The organism is Amycolatopsis sp. NPDC051128 (genome assembly GCF_040682715.1).
Taxonomy (GTDB): Bacteria; Actinomycetota; Actinomycetes; order Mycobacteriales; family Pseudonocardiaceae; genus Amycolatopsis.
In genome coordinates this window covers 208,067-223,766 of record NZ_JBFBBN010000007.1, presented here as the reverse complement: position 1 = coordinate 223,766, position 15,700 = coordinate 208,067, and the positions used below count along the sequence as shown (strand labels likewise).

The 15,700-nt window shown below is 71.2% G+C and carries 16 protein-coding genes; 5 read left to right on the top strand and 11 right to left on the bottom strand.

Annotated elements, in window-relative coordinates; translation table 11 throughout:
• Nucleotides 1–380: 380 nt before the first annotated feature.
• Complete coding sequence (gene tyrS / locus AB0M82_RS11200) at nucleotides 381–1,655, bottom strand: tyrosine--tRNA ligase (protein ID WP_364719939.1); 1,275 nt, start codon at nucleotides 1,653–1,655, stop codon at nucleotides 381–383.
• Between the two features lie 32 nt (nucleotides 1,656–1,687).
• Nucleotides 1,688–2,326 (bottom strand): DNA-3-methyladenine glycosylase, encoded by a 639-nt coding sequence (locus AB0M82_RS11195; protein ID WP_364719936.1) that lies wholly within the window; start codon nucleotides 2,324–2,326, stop codon nucleotides 1,688–1,690.
• A 135-nt stretch (nucleotides 2,327–2,461) separates the two neighbouring features.
• On the opposite strand from AB0M82_RS11195, the gene AB0M82_RS11190 reads away from it, so the two are divergent.
• The 3 genes from AB0M82_RS11190 to AB0M82_RS11180 are packed head-to-tail and all read left to right on the top strand — an operon-like array spanning nucleotide 2,462 to nucleotide 4,352.
• Entirely contained in the window at nucleotides 2,462–3,025 is a 564-nt protein-coding gene (locus tag AB0M82_RS11190) for a hypothetical protein (RefSeq protein WP_364719933.1), read from the top strand.
• Nucleotides 3,022–3,690, top strand: coding sequence for a DUF4166 domain-containing protein (locus tag AB0M82_RS11185; RefSeq protein WP_364719930.1), 669 nt, complete (start codon nucleotides 3,022–3,024; stop codon nucleotides 3,688–3,690). Before AB0M82_RS11190 ends, AB0M82_RS11185 begins: the two co-directional genes overlap by 4 nt.
• Nucleotides 3,690–4,352: a TetR family transcriptional regulator gene (locus tag AB0M82_RS11180; protein ID WP_364719927.1), complete on the top strand. Its 663-nt coding sequence runs from the start codon at nucleotides 3,690–3,692 to the stop codon at nucleotides 4,350–4,352. Before AB0M82_RS11185 ends, AB0M82_RS11180 begins: the two co-directional genes overlap by 1 nt.
• 268 nt (nucleotides 4,353–4,620) lie before the next feature.
• Here the strand turns inward: AB0M82_RS11180 and AB0M82_RS11175 are convergent, their stop codons facing one another.
• Both AB0M82_RS11175 and AB0M82_RS11170 read right to left on the bottom strand, forming a co-directional pair.
• Entirely contained in the window at nucleotides 4,621–5,373 is a 753-nt protein-coding gene (locus AB0M82_RS11175) for a hypothetical protein (protein ID WP_364719925.1), read from the bottom strand.
• On the bottom strand, nucleotides 5,370–6,053 hold the full coding sequence (locus AB0M82_RS11170) for an RNA polymerase sigma factor (RefSeq protein ID WP_364719968.1): 684 nt from the start codon (nucleotides 6,051–6,053) through the stop codon (nucleotides 5,370–5,372). Before AB0M82_RS11170 ends, AB0M82_RS11175 begins: the two co-directional genes overlap by 4 nt.
• A gap of 691 nt (nucleotides 6,054–6,744) precedes the next feature.
• On the opposite strand from AB0M82_RS11170, the gene AB0M82_RS11165 reads away from it, so the two are divergent.
• Both AB0M82_RS11165 and AB0M82_RS11160 read left to right on the top strand, forming a co-directional pair.
• A complete protein-coding gene (locus AB0M82_RS11165) occupies nucleotides 6,745–7,665 on the top strand; it encodes a permease (RefSeq protein WP_364719922.1) in 921 nt (306 codons plus the stop codon).
• A 23-nt stretch (nucleotides 7,666–7,688) separates the two neighbouring features.
• Nucleotides 7,689–8,357 (top strand): TIGR03943 family protein, encoded by a 669-nt coding sequence (locus AB0M82_RS11160; RefSeq protein WP_364719920.1) that lies wholly within the window; start codon nucleotides 7,689–7,691, stop codon nucleotides 8,355–8,357.
• Nucleotides 8,358–8,388: 31 nt separating this feature from the next.
• Here AB0M82_RS11160 and argH read toward each other — a convergent pair whose 3' ends face one another.
• From argH to argC, 7 genes are all read right to left on the bottom strand, one after another.
• The gene (gene argH / locus AB0M82_RS11155) at nucleotides 8,389–9,804 is read right to left on the bottom strand and encodes an argininosuccinate lyase (protein WP_364719918.1); all 1,416 of its coding nucleotides are present in this window, start codon (nucleotides 9,802–9,804) and stop codon (nucleotides 8,389–8,391) included.
• Nucleotides 9,805–9,888: 84 nt separating this feature from the next.
• Entirely contained in the window at nucleotides 9,889–10,404 is a 516-nt protein-coding gene (locus tag AB0M82_RS11150; RefSeq protein ID WP_364719915.1) for an arginine repressor, read from the bottom strand.
• Nucleotides 10,401–11,327: an ornithine carbamoyltransferase gene (gene argF / locus AB0M82_RS11145; RefSeq protein WP_364719912.1), complete on the bottom strand. Its 927-nt coding sequence runs from the start codon at nucleotides 11,325–11,327 to the stop codon at nucleotides 10,401–10,403. The genes AB0M82_RS11150 and argF overlap by 4 nt, the downstream gene beginning before the upstream one ends.
• Nucleotides 11,327–12,538, bottom strand: a complete 1,212-nt coding sequence (locus tag AB0M82_RS11140; RefSeq protein ID WP_364719910.1) for an acetylornithine transaminase — start codon at nucleotides 12,536–12,538, stop codon at nucleotides 11,327–11,329. The genes argF and AB0M82_RS11140 overlap by 1 nt, the downstream gene beginning before the upstream one ends.
• Nucleotides 12,535–13,455, bottom strand: coding sequence for an acetylglutamate kinase (gene argB, locus AB0M82_RS11135; protein ID WP_364719907.1), 921 nt, complete (start codon nucleotides 13,453–13,455; stop codon nucleotides 12,535–12,537). The genes AB0M82_RS11140 and argB overlap by 4 nt, the downstream gene beginning before the upstream one ends.
• A complete protein-coding gene (gene argJ / locus AB0M82_RS11130; protein WP_364719904.1) occupies nucleotides 13,452–14,612 on the bottom strand; it encodes a bifunctional glutamate N-acetyltransferase/amino-acid acetyltransferase ArgJ in 1,161 nt (386 codons plus the stop codon). Before argJ ends, argB begins: the two co-directional genes overlap by 4 nt.
• Nucleotides 14,609–15,637: an N-acetyl-gamma-glutamyl-phosphate reductase gene (gene argC / locus AB0M82_RS11125; RefSeq protein WP_364719901.1), complete on the bottom strand. Its 1,029-nt coding sequence runs from the start codon at nucleotides 15,635–15,637 to the stop codon at nucleotides 14,609–14,611. The genes argJ and argC overlap by 4 nt, the downstream gene beginning before the upstream one ends.
• Between the last annotated feature and the right edge of the window lie 63 nt (nucleotides 15,638–15,700).

The following is a 15,700-nucleotide window of genomic DNA, read 5'->3' as shown; positions in this document are numbered from 1 at the left end:
AGCGTTCGTCCTGAGCCAGGATCAAACTCTCCATCAATGAACAGTTTAATCGAGGCAAATTAATGCTCTCAAAGGAACCTCAAACGAGGTTCAAATACATAAGCTCTACTGGCTTAGTTCACTAGCACACTGTTGAGTTCTCAAGCAACACACCCAAGTCACGCCACCGTCAAGCAGCCCGACTCAAGCGAATCGTTCCTAGCAGTTTTTGGTGGGACACCCACTCAATCGCTTCTGCGAGAGCTTGGTTCGTGTCCCTGCGGCCACCCGGTTTCCCTGGCGACTTGGAGAACTTTACACCCCTGGAGAGGGCCCGAAACAGGGGGGTCCCTTAACCGCGTTCCCGCAGGTCAAGGCCCTGTTTCGGGCCTCGGCGCCGGTCAGCTGCCGAGCGCGACGCCGGCGACGTTCCGGCGGCCCCTGCGGACCACCAGCCACTTGCCGTGCAGCGCGTCGCCCGGAACCGGCTTCCACTCCTCGTCGGCGATCTTCACGTTGTTCACGTAGGCCCCGCCCTCCTTCACCGTGCGGCGCGCGGCGCCCTTGCTGTCCACCAGTCCCCCGGCCAGCAGCAGGTCGACGATGGTCGGCTCGGCGGACGGGTCGACCTTGCCGCTCGGAACCTCGGCCATGGCCGCGTCGAGCGTGCGCTCGTCGAGATCGGTCAGCTCGCCCCGGCCGAACAGGGCCTGGCTGGCGTTGATCACCTGCCGGGTCTGCTCCTCCCCGTGCACGAGCGTGGTGAACTCCTCGGCCAGCCGCTTCTGCGCCGCACGCAGGTGGGGACGCTGCTCGGTGTCCTCCGCCAGCGCCGCGATCTCCTCCTGGCCGAGGAAGGTGAACATCCGCAGGTAGCGGATGACGTCAGCGTCACCCACGTTGACGAAGTACTGGTACCAGGCGTACGGCGAGGTCATCTCCGGGTCGAGCCAGAGGTTCCCGCCGCCGGTGGACTTGCCGAACTTGCGCCCCTCGGCGTCGGTGACCAGCGGCGCGGTCAGCGCGTGCACGCCCGCGCCCTCGGTCCGGCGGATCAGGTCGACGCCGCCGAGGAGGTTGCCCCACTGGTCGGACCCGCCGACCTGCAGTTTGCAGCCGTACTGGCGGTGGAGCTGCTGGTAGTCCTGCGACTGCAGCAGCAGGTAGCTGAACTCGGTGTAGGACATGCCGTCGCCCTCGAGCCGGCGCTTCACCGTCTCCCGGTTGAGCATGACGTTGATCGAGAAGTACTTGCCCACGTCGCGGAGGAACTCGAGAGCGCTCTGCTGCCCGGTCCAGTTGAGGTTGTTCTCGACGATCGCCCCGGTCGGCGAGTCGTCGAAGTCCACGAACCGTTCGAGCTGGCCGCGGATGCGCCCCGCCCACTCGGCGACGACGTCGAGGGTGTTCAGCGTCCGCTCGCCGGTGTCACGCGGGTCGCCGATCATCCCGGTCGCGCCGCCGGCCAGCACGATCGGCCGGTGCCCGGCCCGCTGGAAGCGCTTGAGCATGAGCAGCGGGACGAGGTTGCCGGCGTGCAGGCTCGGCGCGGTCGGGTCGAAGCCGCAATAGAGCGTCACGGGACCCTGGTCGAGCTCGCGCCGGAGGGCGTCGATGTCGGTGGACTGCGCGATCAGGCCGCGCCAGGACAGCTCGTCGAGGATGTGTTCGCTCACGCCTGTAGATCCTCCCGCACCTGGTCAACCGACTAACTGGCGGGTCGGACCCGCCGCTTCCCGCCGCGGCGGTAGGTGGACACCGCCGGTGAGCCGTCGACCCAGAACCGCCACGGCGTTTCCATCGCGAGTGCGACGCCGACGCGGGGACCGGTGCGGATCCGCTCGGGCGGCACGCGCTCGCCCACGTGCAGCCGGACCGGCGACGCTGGGTCGGTCAGGTCGACGCCGTTCTGCTCACGGTCGATGCGGAGCACCGAGGTGAGGATGGCCGGGCCCTTCGCCAGCTCGCCGGTCCCCCGCGCGGCCGGGCGCCGCCCGCGGACGACGTCGAGGCCCGTGACGACCTCGCCCGCCCGCAGCAGGACCGCGCCGGCCACGCCGTCGTGGGAGCCGACGATGTTCGCGCAGAAGTGCATCCCGTAGACGAAGTACACGTAGAGGTGACCCGCGGGGCCCCACATGACCGCGTTGCGCGGAGTCCGGCCGCGGTAGCAGTGCGACGCGGGATCGTCCTCGCCGCGGTAGGCCTCCACCTCGGTCAGCCGGACGCCGACGGTGCCGTCGGGGCCGGTGGCCTCCAGGACCGAGCCGAGCAGCAGCCGGGCCAGGTCGACCGGGTCCAGCGCCAGTTCGGCGCGGGTGAACAACCGGCCTGCGTCGCCGCTCAAGCGGACTCCTCCCTCTTTCCTGCGACGAGCAGCCTAACGACCGGTGGCGCACGGATCCGTCACCACCCCTTGAGCGATCGCTCAAACTTCTCTACAGTCGTTTGAGCAGTCGCTCAAACTCTGAGGGGAGCCGAGATGCGGCCGAAGCCCGTCTACGTCGAGACCGTGATCCGCACGGATCTGGACACGCTGTGGCAGCACACGCAGGACCCGGCCCTGCACCGGCGCTGGGACCTCCGCTTCACCGAGATCAGCCCGATCGGCGGGCGGGACGGCCACTTCCGCTACGCCTCCCGGTTCCTCGGTGTCACGGTGGCCGGTGTCGGGTTCAGCGCGGCTTCGCGCACCTGGCCGGACGGCTCGCGCACCTCGGTGCTGCGGTTCGCCTCCGCCGACCCGCTTTCGCTGATCAGCGCGGGCGCCGGGTTCTGGCGCTACACGCCGGTCGGCGACGGCGTCCGCTTCGTCACCGGGTTCGACTACGGCACGCGCTGGGGGCGCTTCGGCCAGGTGGCGGACCGGGCGTTCCGGCCGGCGTTCGGGTGGATGACGGCCTGGTCGTTCGACCGCCTCCGGCTCTGGCTGGAAACCGGCACCCCGCCGGAGGACCAGCCGCTGACCGCGCCGTCGGCCGCCCGGTGCGTCCGGACGCGCCCGCGCGACCGGGTCCCGGCCCGCGCGGCCGGAGTTCCGGCGTGACCGGCGTCTTCGAACGCGCGCTCGGCGCGGACTTCGCCACCCTGCACCCGCGGGTGCGGGAACGGCTCGCCCTGTCCGGCGGGCGCGGCATGATCGGCCACGGCGTGATGGACCGCATCTGGCGTGGCCCGGCGTTCACCCTGCCCTTCCTGTGGCTCGGGTCGACGCGGCACATCCTGTTCCCCGACTGCGGCCGGAACGTGCCGTTCACCATCGAGAACTACCCGTACGTCGACCGGCACGGCCGCGAGACCGTCTCCTTCGTGCGGACCTTCGAGTTCCCGAGACGGCGAAGGCGCTTCGACGCGCAGATGGTGCACAGCGCCGGACGCGGGCTCGTCGACTACCTGGGGACGCACCAGCACCTGGCGGTGGACCTCGCCGTCTCGGTCCGGCCGGACGGCGGGTTCCGGATCCGCTCCGGGGAGTTCCGGCTCCAGGAAGGCCCGGTACGGGCGGGGCTGCCGAGGGTACTCACCGGGACCGCCCAGGTCGACGAGTGGTTCGATGAGGACGGCGAGCAGTTCCGGATCGAGGTCGTGGTGGTCAACCCGCGCTTCGGGCCGGTCTTCGGCTACGAAGGCAGCTTCAGCGCGCGGTTCGTCGACGTCGGCGACGGGGTGAGCGGTGCGGTCAAGCCGTTCCGTGAGAAGGTCATGGACTGATGGGCACCAGCCGGAACTCCAGTTCGCAGGACACGAAGCAGCGGCTCGTGGACGGCGTGCTGGAGATCGTCCGGCAGCAGGGCATCACGGCGGTCTCGGCCCGGTCGGTCGCCACCGCGGCCGGCGCGAACCAGGCGCTGATCTTCTACCACTTCGGCAGCGTCGAGGAGCTGGTCGCGCAAGCGTGCGTCCTCGCGACGGAGGCCCGCGTCTCGCTCTACCGCGAGCGCTTCGCCGCGGTGGCCACGGTCGCCGAGCTCCTGGAGCTCGGCCGCGAAATCCGGGTCGCGGAACGCGCGGAGGGCAACCTCGCCGTGCTGGCCCAGACGCTGGCCGCGGCACACGGCAGCGAACGGCTCGCCGAGGCGACCCGCGAGGGCCTGGACAAGTGGATCACCGAGGTCCGGGCGGCCCTCGAGCGCGTGCTCGACGGGTCACCGCTGGCCGAGCTGGCGGACCCCGCCGGGCTGGCCCACGCCGTGTCGTCGGGGTTCCTCGGGCTGTCGCTGTTCGAGACCGTCGACCCCGACGGCGCCGAGCAGGCGGTCATCGCGCTCGAGCGGCTGGCCGTGCTGGTCGACGTCCTGGACGGCCTCGGCCCGGTGGCCACCCGCGCTGTCCGGGCGAAGCTGCGCAAGACCGGCCGGGCGCGGAACGCCTGACCAGCCGCCGAAAGCCGGGGAAGCGGCCGGGACGCGGATGGCGGTCCCCCGTTGGGGGGAGGGCGGGTGACCGCCATCCGCTGCCCGGACGGTGACTTCCCTCTGGGGGGAGGAAGGGAAAGTCACCGCCGAGGTCGTGACCCGAGAGTGCGGCTCCCGCAGACGCGGGTCTCCGCGGCACTCTCGGCTCACGACGGTGCGGCGTGCCCCGACAGGCGACCGCACCCGCCGGATTCCTGCCCGCGAACCCGGGTCAGGAACCGGCACGCTAGGGGTGGCTGGGTTTGGTGACGGTGGGCTCGGTCCGGTGGGTGTCGCCCTGGCCCGCGGTCGGACGGGGCTGCGTGGCGTGGTCGTTCGCGGCCGGCGGCGGACCGGGCACGGCGGTCTTCGTCGCGTGGTCGGCGTCGGCGAGGACCTTCACGCAGTAGGCGTCGACCTTGTCCTTGCCGCCCGCGGTGGTGATCAGCACGGTGAACGCCGGGCTCTCCAAGGCTTTTCCGTGGTCCGATCCGGCACCGGCGGTGTACGCGTGGCACAGGCCGACCAGCGAGGGGGACGGAGACCCGCTGGGCGCCGCGCCGGAGTCCTTCGCTTTGCCGTGTGACGTGCCGGTCGCCGCCGTGGCCGGATCGCCCGACTTGGCCGAAGCGGTCGTCGCCGGCGTGCTCGTGGCGTGCTCGTCCGGCGAGCCGGGCAGGTTGCCGGTCGCCGCGACCGTGGCGACACCCCCGGCGGCCACGGCAGCGGCCGCGGCGGCCGCCACCGCGAGCTTGGCCGTGAGCAGTTTCGCCAGCATCGTCTTGATCATCAAACGTCTCCGGGGTCGAGGAGCAGGCTCGAGACGAGCGGCCCGGAACGCCGCGACCGCGGCGTGTTCCCCACGCAGTTCCGCTTCACTCGCTGCCCCGGCCGCGGCGGCGAGCAAAGCGTTCAGCGCGTGGTCGCGCCCGCCCGGTGCGCCGTCGAGGAGTTCCTCGGCGGTCTGCCGGTCGAGTCGTCGAGAACGGTGTGTGCTCATCTCACCTCCTTCAGCGTCGACGCCTTCGTTTCTGTCACACCAGCTTCTGACCTGCGGCTTTGCCGCGCTTCAGGAGGTGGCAGGTGCTCGGCCAGGGTGCGCAGGCCCCGGTAGGCCGCGGTGCGCACGGCACCGGGGCGCTTGCCCAGCACCTTGGCCGCGGCGGGTGCGTCGAGGCCCATGACGGCCCGTAGCAGAACCGCTTCGGCCTGATCACGAGGGAGTTTCGCGATCAGGGCGAGCGCCGCGTCGGTCCCGATCGCGTCGACCGCCGACCCGGCGGTGTCCTCGCGTCCGGGCACGTCGGCGAGCTCCTCGACGCCTTCCACGGCAACCGGGCGTCTGCGCCGGCTCCGCAGGTGGTCGATGGCCCGGTGCCGGGCGATGGTCGCCACCCAGCCGCGAAAACCGTCCAGGTCGCCGCGGAACTTTCCCAGGTCGCGCGCCACCTGCAACCAGGCCTCCGACGCGACGTCCTCGGCGTCGTCACGGACCAGGACGCACAGGTACCGCAGCAGTCCCGGTTGGACAGCCCGGTAGAGCACGCGAAACGCGTCGTCGTCACCATCCCGCGCGGCTTCCAGCGCGACCGACGGGCTCATCGCCATCGGCTCCGCGGGATTCCCCGGGACAGCCCGCCCGTCGCCGCCGTGGCGGATCGACACCAGCGTATTCACCACCTTCGCCAAGGCCCCCACCACAGACCCGCGACATCATGGTCCAAGTGACGCCGTTGCGGAACCCCGCACCGGCTGTGGCGATCCTCGCCACAGCCGGCTCGTGACGGTGAATCCCCCACAGACTCCCGGTCGGCCGTCTGCGCCGGTCCCGACGAAAAGGATGTCCGCACGGAATTCGGATTCATCCGGTTTACGGGCGACCATCATGAAATGGCCGGTTGTGTGGCACCGAAGAATCCTCGCCGGTCTCGCGGCGCTCGAGCGCGTCCGCGACAGTGGCCATTGTGGACGCTTACGCCGACCCCAACGCCGAAGCCGATCTCGCCGCCTAGTCGAACCTGCCTTGACGGCCGGCTTGTCGTACTGGGTGGACGTCGTCGTCTCGGCGGAGTCGATGGGCAGGTAGTAGGACAGCGTCGCGTGGCAGCCGGCGGGGATGGTGACCGGCTGCGACAGGGTGTCGGTGTGCGTGCTGCCGTAGCCACCGATGAACCGGGCGGCAGTGCGGTACGTGGTTACCGGTGCGGCTGTGAGAGCTTTTCCTGAACCTGTGCGAGGGGTGGAAGAGCCGATCCGCGCAGCCTCTGCCCTTGGAGATGCCGTGACCGCCAGCCGCACAGCCCCAGGTTCGACACAACCTGACAAAACGGACCGCCCGCGGAGTGGGCGCCCGGACCCGCTCGTCATCCTGATGCTGGTCCTGCTCCCGGTGTTCGCGCTCCAGGGACCGATCCGCCGAACGCTGGCCGCACCGGCGACGCAGAACTGGATGACCGTGTTCGTCGCGGTCGTCGTGCAGGCTCTGCCCTTCCTGGTCCTGGGCGTCCTGCTGTCGGCGCTGCTCGCGGTGTTCGTTCCGCCGTCGTTCTTCGCCCGCGCCCTCCCCCGCAGCCCCGCCCTCGCGGTGCCGGCCGCCGGGCTGGCCGGTGTCGTCCTCCCCGGCTGCGAATGCGCGTCCGTGCCGGTCGCCGGGGCGCTGGTACGACGCGGCGTCACCCCGGCCGCGGCGCTGGCGTTCCTGCTGTCCGCCCCGGCCATCAACCCCCTCGTGCTGACCGCGACCGCGGTCGCGTTCCCCCACAACCCCCGGATGGTCCTCGCCCGGTTCGCGGCCAGCCTGCTCGTGGCCTGCGCGATGGGCTGGCTCTGGCAGCGGCTGGGCCGTCCCGAATGGCTGCGACCGCCCGCGCACCGATCGACCGACGGCCACGGCAAAGGCGCGGCGTTCTGGGGAGCGGTCCGGCACGACGTCATGCACGCCGGCGGCTTCCTCGTCGTCGGCGCGATGGCCGCCGCCACCCTCAAAGCCGTGGTCCCCCCGGCCTGGCTGTACACGGCGGCCGACAACCCCGTGGTGTCGGTCCTGACCCTGGCCGTTCTCGCGGTGCTGCTGTCGATCTGTTCCGAGGCCGACGCGTTCGTGGCCGCGTCGCTGTCCCAGTTCTCGCTGACCGCCCGGCTCGCGTTCCTCGTCGTCGGACCGATGATCGACCTGAAACTGTTCGGCATGCAGGCGGCCACCTTCGGCCGCGGGTTCGCACTGCGGTTCGCCCCCGTCACCTTCGTCCTGGCCATCCTCGCCGCGGTACTGACCGGGACGGTCCTGCTGTGAACCGCCACGCCCAAGCAGCCCTGATGTTCCTGGTGGGCGGCGCGGTCCTGCACGCCGGAACGACCGATCTCTACTTGCGCTACGTCAAAGCCGGGTTGCGTCCCCTGCTGCTCGTCGCCGGCGTCGTCCTGATCATCGCCGCCATCGCCACCGTCTGGTACGAACGACGAGCCCAGCCCGGACGCGAGCACCACGAACCGCGCATCTCCTGGCTCCTCGTCCTGCCCCTGCTCGCGCTCGTCCTCGTCAGCCCACCAGCCCTGGACTCCTACAGCGGCATGCGCGCCGGCACGACCCTGCCCCCGCACTTCGGGCTCACCGCTCTCCCCGCGGGCGACCCGCTCCGGCTCACGGTGTCCGGCTACGCCGATCGCGCCGTCACCGACCACGGACACACCCTCGGCCACCGGACCATCGCCCTGACCGGCTTCGTCGCCTTCGACCGGAACGGCTCGGTCTACCTCATCCGCATGCTCCTCAACTGCTGCGCCGCCGACGCCCAGCCCGTCAAGATCGGCCTGAGCGGGCAGATTCCTCCCGTGCTGCAACCCGACACCTGGCTCGAAGTCACCGGCACCTACACCGCCCGGCAGACCAAAGACCCGGTCAACAACGGCGTCATCCCGTTCTTCGACGTCATCCAGGCCAAGCCCGTCCCGGCCCCGGCCGACCCCTACGAAAGCCTGGGATAGCCGCGGGACCCGAAAGAGCCGTCTCCCGACGTCAGTTCAGCCACTGGCGGGCCGCGGTGACCCGCTCCTCGAGCCGTGCGCGCTGCTCGGCGACGCGGACCGGCGCCGTGCCGCCCCGCGCGTCGCGCGACTTCACCGAGCCCTCGACGGTGAGGACGGCCCGCACGGCGGGGGTGAGCGCCGGGTTGATCTTTTCGAACTCCTCGTCGGTCAGCTCGTCCAGGCCGACGCCGCGTGACTCGGCGACGCGGACGCTTTCCCCCGCCGCTTCGTGCGCGACGCGGAAGGGGACGCCCTGGCGCACCAGCCATTCCGCGATGTCGGTGGCCAGGGTGAACCCGGCCGGGGCCAGCTCGGCGAGCCGGTCGGTGTGGAAGGTCAGCGTCGCGAGCATGCCGGCGATCGCCGGGAACAGGAGCTCGAGCTGCTCGACCGAGTCGAACACCGGCTCCTTGTCCTCCTGGAGGTCGCGGTTGTAGGCCAGCGGCTGCGCCTTCAGGGTGGCCAGCAGGCCGGTGAGGTTGCCGATCAGCCGGCCCGCCTTGCCGCGGGTCAGCTCCGCGACGTCCGGGTTCTTCTTCTGCGGCATGATCGAACTGCCGGTGGCCCACGCGTCGTCGAGCGTCACGTAGCCGAACTCGGCGGTGTTCCAGATGATCACCTCTTCGGCGATCCGGGACAGGTTCACCGCCAGCATCGCGACGGCGAAGGCGAATTCGGCGACGAAATCGCGCGAAGCGGTGCCGTCGATGGAGTTCTCGACGCTCGTCGCGAAGCCCAGCTCCTCGGCGACGGCCTCGGGGTCGAGTCCCAGCGACGAACCGGCGAGCGCGCCCGAGCCGTACGGCGACTCAGCCGTGCGAGCGTCCCAATCCTGCAGCCGCGAGACGTCGCGCAGCAGCGCCTGGCCGTGGGCCATGAGGTGGTGCGCGAGCAGCACCGGCTGGGCGTGCTGCAGGTGCGTGCGGCCGGGCAGGATGGCGTCCGGGTGCCGCTTCGCCTGCGACACCAGCGCGTCGACGACTTCCAGGGTGCCGGCGACGACGCGGCGGGCGGCGTCCCGCAGCCACATCCGGAACAGCGTGGCCACCTGGTCGTTGCGCGACCGGCCGGCCCGCAGCTTGCCGCCGAGCTCGGTGCCCGCCCGCTCGAGCAGGCCGCGTTCGAGGGCCGTGTGCACGTCCTCGTCGGCGATCGTCGGGGTGAACTGCCCCGAGGCGACGTCCTGGGCGAGCGTGTCCAGCGCGGCCAGCATGCCGGTCAGCTCGTCGTCGGTGAGCAGGCCCGCCTTGCGCAGCACGCGAGCGTGCGCGCGCGACCCGGCGATGTCGTAGGGCGCCAGGCGCCAGTCGAAGTGCGTCGACGCGCTCAGCGCGGCCATGGCCTCCGCCGGACCGCTGGCGAACCGGCCGCCCCACAGCTGCACCGGCTGCTCGTTCCCGCTCACTGTCTCGCTTCTCCTCGGTTTGTTCGTTGGATTCGGGCGAAGGTACCCGTCAAGCCACGATCCTGCCGGGCAGGATCCGCCCGGTCAGGCCGTTCCTTCGTCTCCGGGTTCCGCCACGGCCGAACGCTGCGCGAGGGCGGCGAAGCGTTCGGCCAGGTCCTTGCCCGAGAGGGGTTCCCGCGCGATCACGGCGACCGTGTCGTCGCCCGCGATCGAGCCGACGACCTCCTCCAGCGCCGCCCGGTCGATGGCACTGGCCAGGAACTGCGCCGCACCCGGCGGCGTCCGCAGCACGGTGAGGTTGCCCGACGAGTCCGCCGAGACCATCAGCTCCGCCAGCAGCCGGGAAAGCCGTGACGTGCCGCCCTGCACCCCGCGGACCGGGCTGCCGTCCTCCGGGATGACGTAGACCGGCGCGCCGGAATCCGGCCCACGCAGCTTCACCGCGCCCAGCTCGTCGAGGTCGCGCGACAGCGTCGCCTGGGTGACGTCGATGCCTTCGGCGGCCAGCAGCTTGGCGAGCTCGGTCTGGCTCCGGATGGTCGTGGTGGACACCAGCTCGGTGATCCTCGCCTGCCGCCCCACCCGGCTGCTGGTCATCGCCGGCTCTCCTCGAACAGCCAGACCAGCAGCGCCTTCTGAGCGTGCAGGCGGTTCTCCGCCTCGTCCCACACCGCGCTGGCCGGGCCGTCGAGCACCTCGTCGGTGATCTCCCAGCCGCGGTGCGCCGGCAGGCAGTGCAGCACGATCGCGTCGTCGGCGGCCTTCTTCAGCAGCTCCGCGTTGACCTGCAGGGCGCGGAACGGGCCGACCCGGTCGAGCCCGTCGTTCTCCTGCCCCATCGACGTCCACGTGTCGGTGACGAGCACGTCCGCGCCGGCGACCGCCTCGTACGGGTCGGTGTACACGGTGGTGCTGCCCCCGGTTTCGCTCGCCCGCTTCTTCGCGTCCACCATCACGCCCTGGTCGGGCTGGAAGCCGACCGGCGAGACGACGCGGACGTGCATCCCGGCCGTGGTGCCCCCGAGCAGCAGCGAGTGCGCCATGTTGTTGGCCCCGTCGCCGAGGTAGACGAGGGTGAGCCCCTCGAGCTTCCCCTTGCGCTCCCGGATCGTCATCAGGTCGGTGAGCACCTGGCACGGGTGGAACTCGTCGGTGAGCGCGTTTACCACCGGGATCGACGCGGCCGACGCCATCGCTTCGAGGCGCTTCTGCGCGAAAGTCCGCCACACGATCCCGTCGACGTACCGCGACAGCACCCGCGAAGTGTCCTCGATGGTCTCTTCGCGGCCCAGCTGCATCGACCGGCCGTCGACGATCACCGGGTGCCCGCCGAGCTGGCTGATGCCGACCTCGAACGAGAACCGGGTGCGGGTCGAGTTCTTCTCGAAGATCGCCGTGATGGACTTGCCGGCGAGGGTCTTCGTGCCGAGCGGGTCGGCCTTCAGCGTGTCGGCGAGGTCGAGGATGGCCTTCTGCTCGGCGGGGCTGACGTCGTCGTCGCGGAGGAAGTGGCGGAGCATCAGTCGGAGTCCTTCGATTCGGGGATGGCGGCGTCGAGCGCGGCCGGGAGCGCGGAGAGGAAGCCTTCGGCCTGGTCGCGGTCGAGCACGAGCGGCGGCGCGAGCCGGACGGTGTCCGGCGCGACCGGGTTGACGAGGTAGCCGGCGTCCTGGACGGCCTTCGCCACCGCCGCCGAGACGGGCTCACGCAACGCGATGCCGAGCAGCAGGCCGGCACCGCGCACCCCGGCGACGAGCGGGTGGCCCAGCACCTCGACGCCCGCCGCGATGTCCTTGCCCAGCGCCGAAACGTGGTCGAGCAGGTTGCCCGAGGCGATGGTCTTCAGCACGGCCAGGCCGGCCGCGCAGCACACCGGGTTGCCGCCGAAGGTGGTCCCGTGCTGACCGGGCTTGAGCAGGTCCCCCGCCGCGCCGACGCCGATCACCGCACCCAGCGGCAGCCCGCCGCCGAGGCCCTTGGCCAGGGTGATCACGTCCGGCACGATGCCGGCCTGCTGGTAACCGAACCAGGTGCCGAGCCGGCCGAGGCCGGTCTGCACCTCGTCGAGCACCAGCAGCGTCCCGGTGGCCTTGGTGATCTCGCGGGCGGCCTGCAGGTAGCCGTCCGGCGCCGGGATCACGCCGGCCTCCCCGAGCACCGGCTCCAGGAAGACGGCCGCGGTTTCGGTGTCGACGGCGGCCTTGAGCGCCTCGACGTCCCCGAACGGCACGTGCTCCACCCCGGGCACCAGCGGCTTGAACGGGTCGCGCTTGCCGGGCTGGCCGGTCAGCGTCAGCGCGCCCATGGTCCGGCCGTGGAAAGCGCCTTCGGCGGCGACCACCTTGGTGCGCCCGGTCAGCCGGCTGATCTTCAGCGCGGCTTCGTTGGCTTCGGCGCCGGAGTTGACGAACAGCACCTTGCCGTTGCCGGTGAGGCCGGCGACGTCGAGCAGCACCTCGGCCAGCTCGACGGCGACCGGGTTGACGTACAGGTTCGAGGTGTGACCCAGCCGGGTGATCTGCTCGGTGACGGCTTCGACGATCGCGGGGTGAGCGTGGCCGAGCGCGTTTACGGCGATGCCGCCGACCAGGTCGACGTACTCCTTGCCGTCGGCGTCCCACACCTTCGCGCCTTCGCCGCGGACGAGCGTCAGCTTGGGCGTGCCGTAGTTGTCCATCAGGGCGGACTGCCAGTGCCGCTGGCCGTCCATATTGGACTTGAGGTCGGTCACGGGAGCTCCGTTTCGGGGAAGACCATGGTGCCGACGCCGCGGGAGGTGAAGACCTCCAGCAGCACCGAGTGGGCGAGGCGGCCGTCGATCACGTGCGCCCGGCGCACGCCGCCGCGGATGGCGCGCACGCACGCCTCCATCTTCGGGATCATGCCGCTGGCCAGGTCCGGCAGCATGGTCTCGAGGCGGTCGACACGGATGCGGTCGATCAGCGACGACCGGTCGGGCCAGTTCGCGTACAGGCCTTCGACATCGGTGAGCACGACGAGCTTTTCGGCGCCGAGCGCGGCCGCCAGCGCGCCGGCGGCGGTGTCGGCGTTGACGTTGTGCACGACGCCGTCGACGTCCGGGGCGACCGTGGACACCACCGGGATGCGCCCGGCGTTGACGATGTCGAGCACCGCGTCCGGGTTGACCTCGGCCACCTCGCCGACGAGCCCGATGTCGACCTGCTCACCGTCCACAGTGGCCTGTTTGCGCTCGGCGGTGAACAGCCGGGCGTCCTCGCCGGAGATGCCGACCGCGTACGGCCCGTGTGCGTTGATCAACCCGACCAGCTCCCGGCTGACCTGCCCGGTGAGCACCATCCGGACGATGTCCATCGTCTCCGGGGTGGTGACGCGCAGGCCGCCCTTGAACTCGCCCTCGACGCCGAGCCGGGTGAGCATCGCGGTGATCTGCGGGCCGCCGCCGTGCACGACCACCGGGCGCAGGCCGGCCAGCCGGAGGAACACCATGTCCTCGGCGAAGGCCGCCTTCAGCTCGTCGTCGATCATGGCGTTGCCGCCGTACTTCACCACCAGCGTGGCGCCGTGGAACCGCTGCAGCCACGGCAGCGCCTCGATGAGCACCCCGGCCTTTTCGGCCGCCGTCGCGAGTCTCTCGTCCGCGGAAATCAGAGCCTCCGAGCCGGTCATGACGAGTACGCGCTGTTCTCTTCGACGTAACCGTGCGAAAGGTCCGTGGTGTAGATGGTCGCCGCGCTCGCGCCGACGCCGAGGTCGACGACGATCTCGATGGCCCGCCCGGTGAGGTCCGCTTCGGACCGGTCGGCGGCGGGCACTCCCCGCGCGAACAGCGTGACGCCGTTGATCGCGATCGACACGGTCTCCGGGTCGATGCGGGCGGGGACCCGGCCGAGCGCCATGGCGATCCGGCCCCAGTTGGGATCGGAGCCGAACAGCGCCGTCTTGACCAGGTTGTCCTCGGCGATCGTGCGGGCGACCGCGATGGCGTCGATTTCGGACGCCGCGCCCCGCACCGTGACGTCGACGTCCTTCGTGGCGCCCTCGGAGTCCGCGCGCAGCTGGAGCACCAGGTCGTGGCTCACCGCGGTGAGCAGCTCGGTGAGCTCCGCCTCGGTGGGTTCCACCCCGCTCGCGCCGGAGGCCAGGACCAGGACGGTGTCGTTGGTGGACGTGCCGCCGTCGACGTCCAGCCGGTCGAAGGTGACGTGGGTCGCCGCGCGCAGCGCGCGGTCGAGGGTTTCCTTGCCCACCACCGCGTCGGTGGTCAGGACCGACAGCATGGTGGCGAGGTTCGGCGCGAGCATGCCCGCGCCCTTGGCGAACCCGCCGACGCTCCAGCCGCTGTCGTGCTTCGCGAAGGCCTGCTTCGGTTTGCTGTCGGTCGTCATCACGCCGGTGGCGGCGTTCAGGCTCGCCTCGGCACTCGCGTCCAGTGCCTTGAAAGCGGTGTCCACTCCCGACAGCACGGCGTCCATCGGCAGCCGCTCACCGATCAGGCCGGTGGAGCAGACGGCGACCTCGATCGCCCCCGCCTGCAGGACTTCGGCGACCTTCTCGGCCGTGGCGTGGGTGTCCTGGAACCCGCCGGGCCCGGTGGCCGCGTTGGCCCCGCCGGAGTTGAGGACGACCGCCTTCAGCCGCTGCTGCTTGAGCACCTCCTGCGACCACAGCACCGGCGCCGCTTTGATCACGTTGCGGGTGAAGACACCCGCGGCGACGTCGAGCGGGCCGTCGTTGACGACCAGTGTGAGGTCGAGCGCGCCGGACGCCTTGATCCCGGCGGCGACGCCGGCGGCGCGGAAGCCCTGGGGGCCGGTGACGGTCACGGTGCCACTCCTACGGTGGAAAGGCCGGTGGTCTCGGGGAGGCCGAGGGCCAGGTTCATCGACTGGACGGCACCGCCGGCGGTGCCCTTGGTCAGGTTGTCGATCGCGGCGACGACGACCAGGCGCTTCGCGTCGGCGTCGACCGTGACCTGCAACTGGACGTTGTTCGAGCCGAGCGTCGCCGAGGTGGTCGGCCAGGCGCCCGCGGGCAGCAGCTGGACGAACGGCTCCGCGTCGTAGGCCTTTTCGTAGGCCTCGCGGGCGGCGGCCCCGTCGACGTCGCCCTTCAGCGGGGCGCTCGCCGTGGTGAGGATGCCGCGGGGCATCGGCGCGAGGACCGGGGTGAAGGACACGGTGACCCGCTCCCCCGCGACGGCCGAAAGGTTCTGCGCGAACTCCGGGGTGTGGCGGTGGGCCCCGCCGACGCCGTACGCGCTGGCCGAGCCCATCACCTCCGAGCCGAGGAGGTTCGGCTTGAGGCTCTTGCCGGCGCCGGAGGTGCCGGTGACGGCGACGACCGTGACGTCCGGCTCGATCAGCCCGGCGGCGAACGCGGGCGCCAGCGACAGCGACCCGCCGGTCGGGAAGCAGCCGGGCACGGCGACGCGCTTGGTGCCGACGAGCTTTTCGCGCGCGCCGGGCAGTTCGGGCAGGCCGTAGGGCCACTGGCCGGCGTGGTCGCCGCCGTACCAGCGCTCCCAGTCGGCGGGGTCGGCCAGCCGGTGGTCGGCGCCGAGGTCGACGACCAGGACGTCCGGGCCGAGCTGCGCCGCGATCTCCGCGGAATGCCCGTGGGGCAACGCGAGGAAGACGACGTCGTGGCCGGCGAGGGTCTCCGGCGTCGTCTCGGCCAGGACGCGGTCGGCGAGGGGGACGAGGTGGGGCTGGTGGACGCCGAGTTTCGTGCCCGCACTGCTGGCGGCCGTGAGCGCGCCGATCTCGACCTCGGGATGGGTCAGGAGCAGGCGAAGCAGCTCACCGCCCGCGTACCCGCTGGCTCCGGCCACCGCGATGTTCACCGTCATACGCATGATTATGCACGCCCTTGCAAGGCTAAACAAATAGGATTACTGGGAAGTGGTCCCCGC

Excerpts from the sequence above, each read along its gene's own strand:
- AB0M82_RS11190 (WP_364719933.1), top strand. The coding sequence starts at position 2,462 with ATGCGGCCGAAGCCCGTCTACGTCGAGACCGTGATCCGCACGGATCTG.
- AB0M82_RS11165 (WP_364719922.1), top strand. The coding sequence starts at position 6,745 with ATGCTGGTCCTGCTCCCGGTGTTCGCGCTCCAGGGACCGATCCGCCGA.
- AB0M82_RS11160 (WP_364719920.1), top strand. The coding sequence starts at position 7,689 with ATGTTCCTGGTGGGCGGCGCGGTCCTGCACGCCGGAACGACCGATCTC.
- AB0M82_RS11180 (WP_364719927.1), top strand. The coding sequence starts at position 3,690 with ATGGGCACCAGCCGGAACTCCAGTTCGCAGGACACGAAGCAGCGGCTC.
- argB (WP_364719907.1), bottom strand. The coding sequence starts at position 13,455 with ATGACCGGCTCGGAGGCTCTGATTTCCGCGGACGAGAGACTCGCGACG.
- argC (WP_364719901.1), bottom strand. The coding sequence starts at position 15,637 with ATGACGGTGAACATCGCGGTGGCCGGAGCCAGCGGGTACGCGGGCGGT.
- AB0M82_RS11175 (WP_364719925.1), bottom strand. The coding sequence starts at position 5,373 with ATGAGCACACACCGTTCTCGACGACTCGACCGGCAGACCGCCGAGGAA.
- argF (WP_364719912.1), bottom strand. The coding sequence starts at position 11,327 with ATGCTCCGCCACTTCCTCCGCGACGACGACGTCAGCCCCGCCGAGCAG.
- AB0M82_RS11150 (WP_364719915.1), bottom strand. The coding sequence starts at position 10,404 with ATGACCAGCAGCCGGGTGGGGCGGCAGGCGAGGATCACCGAGCTGGTG.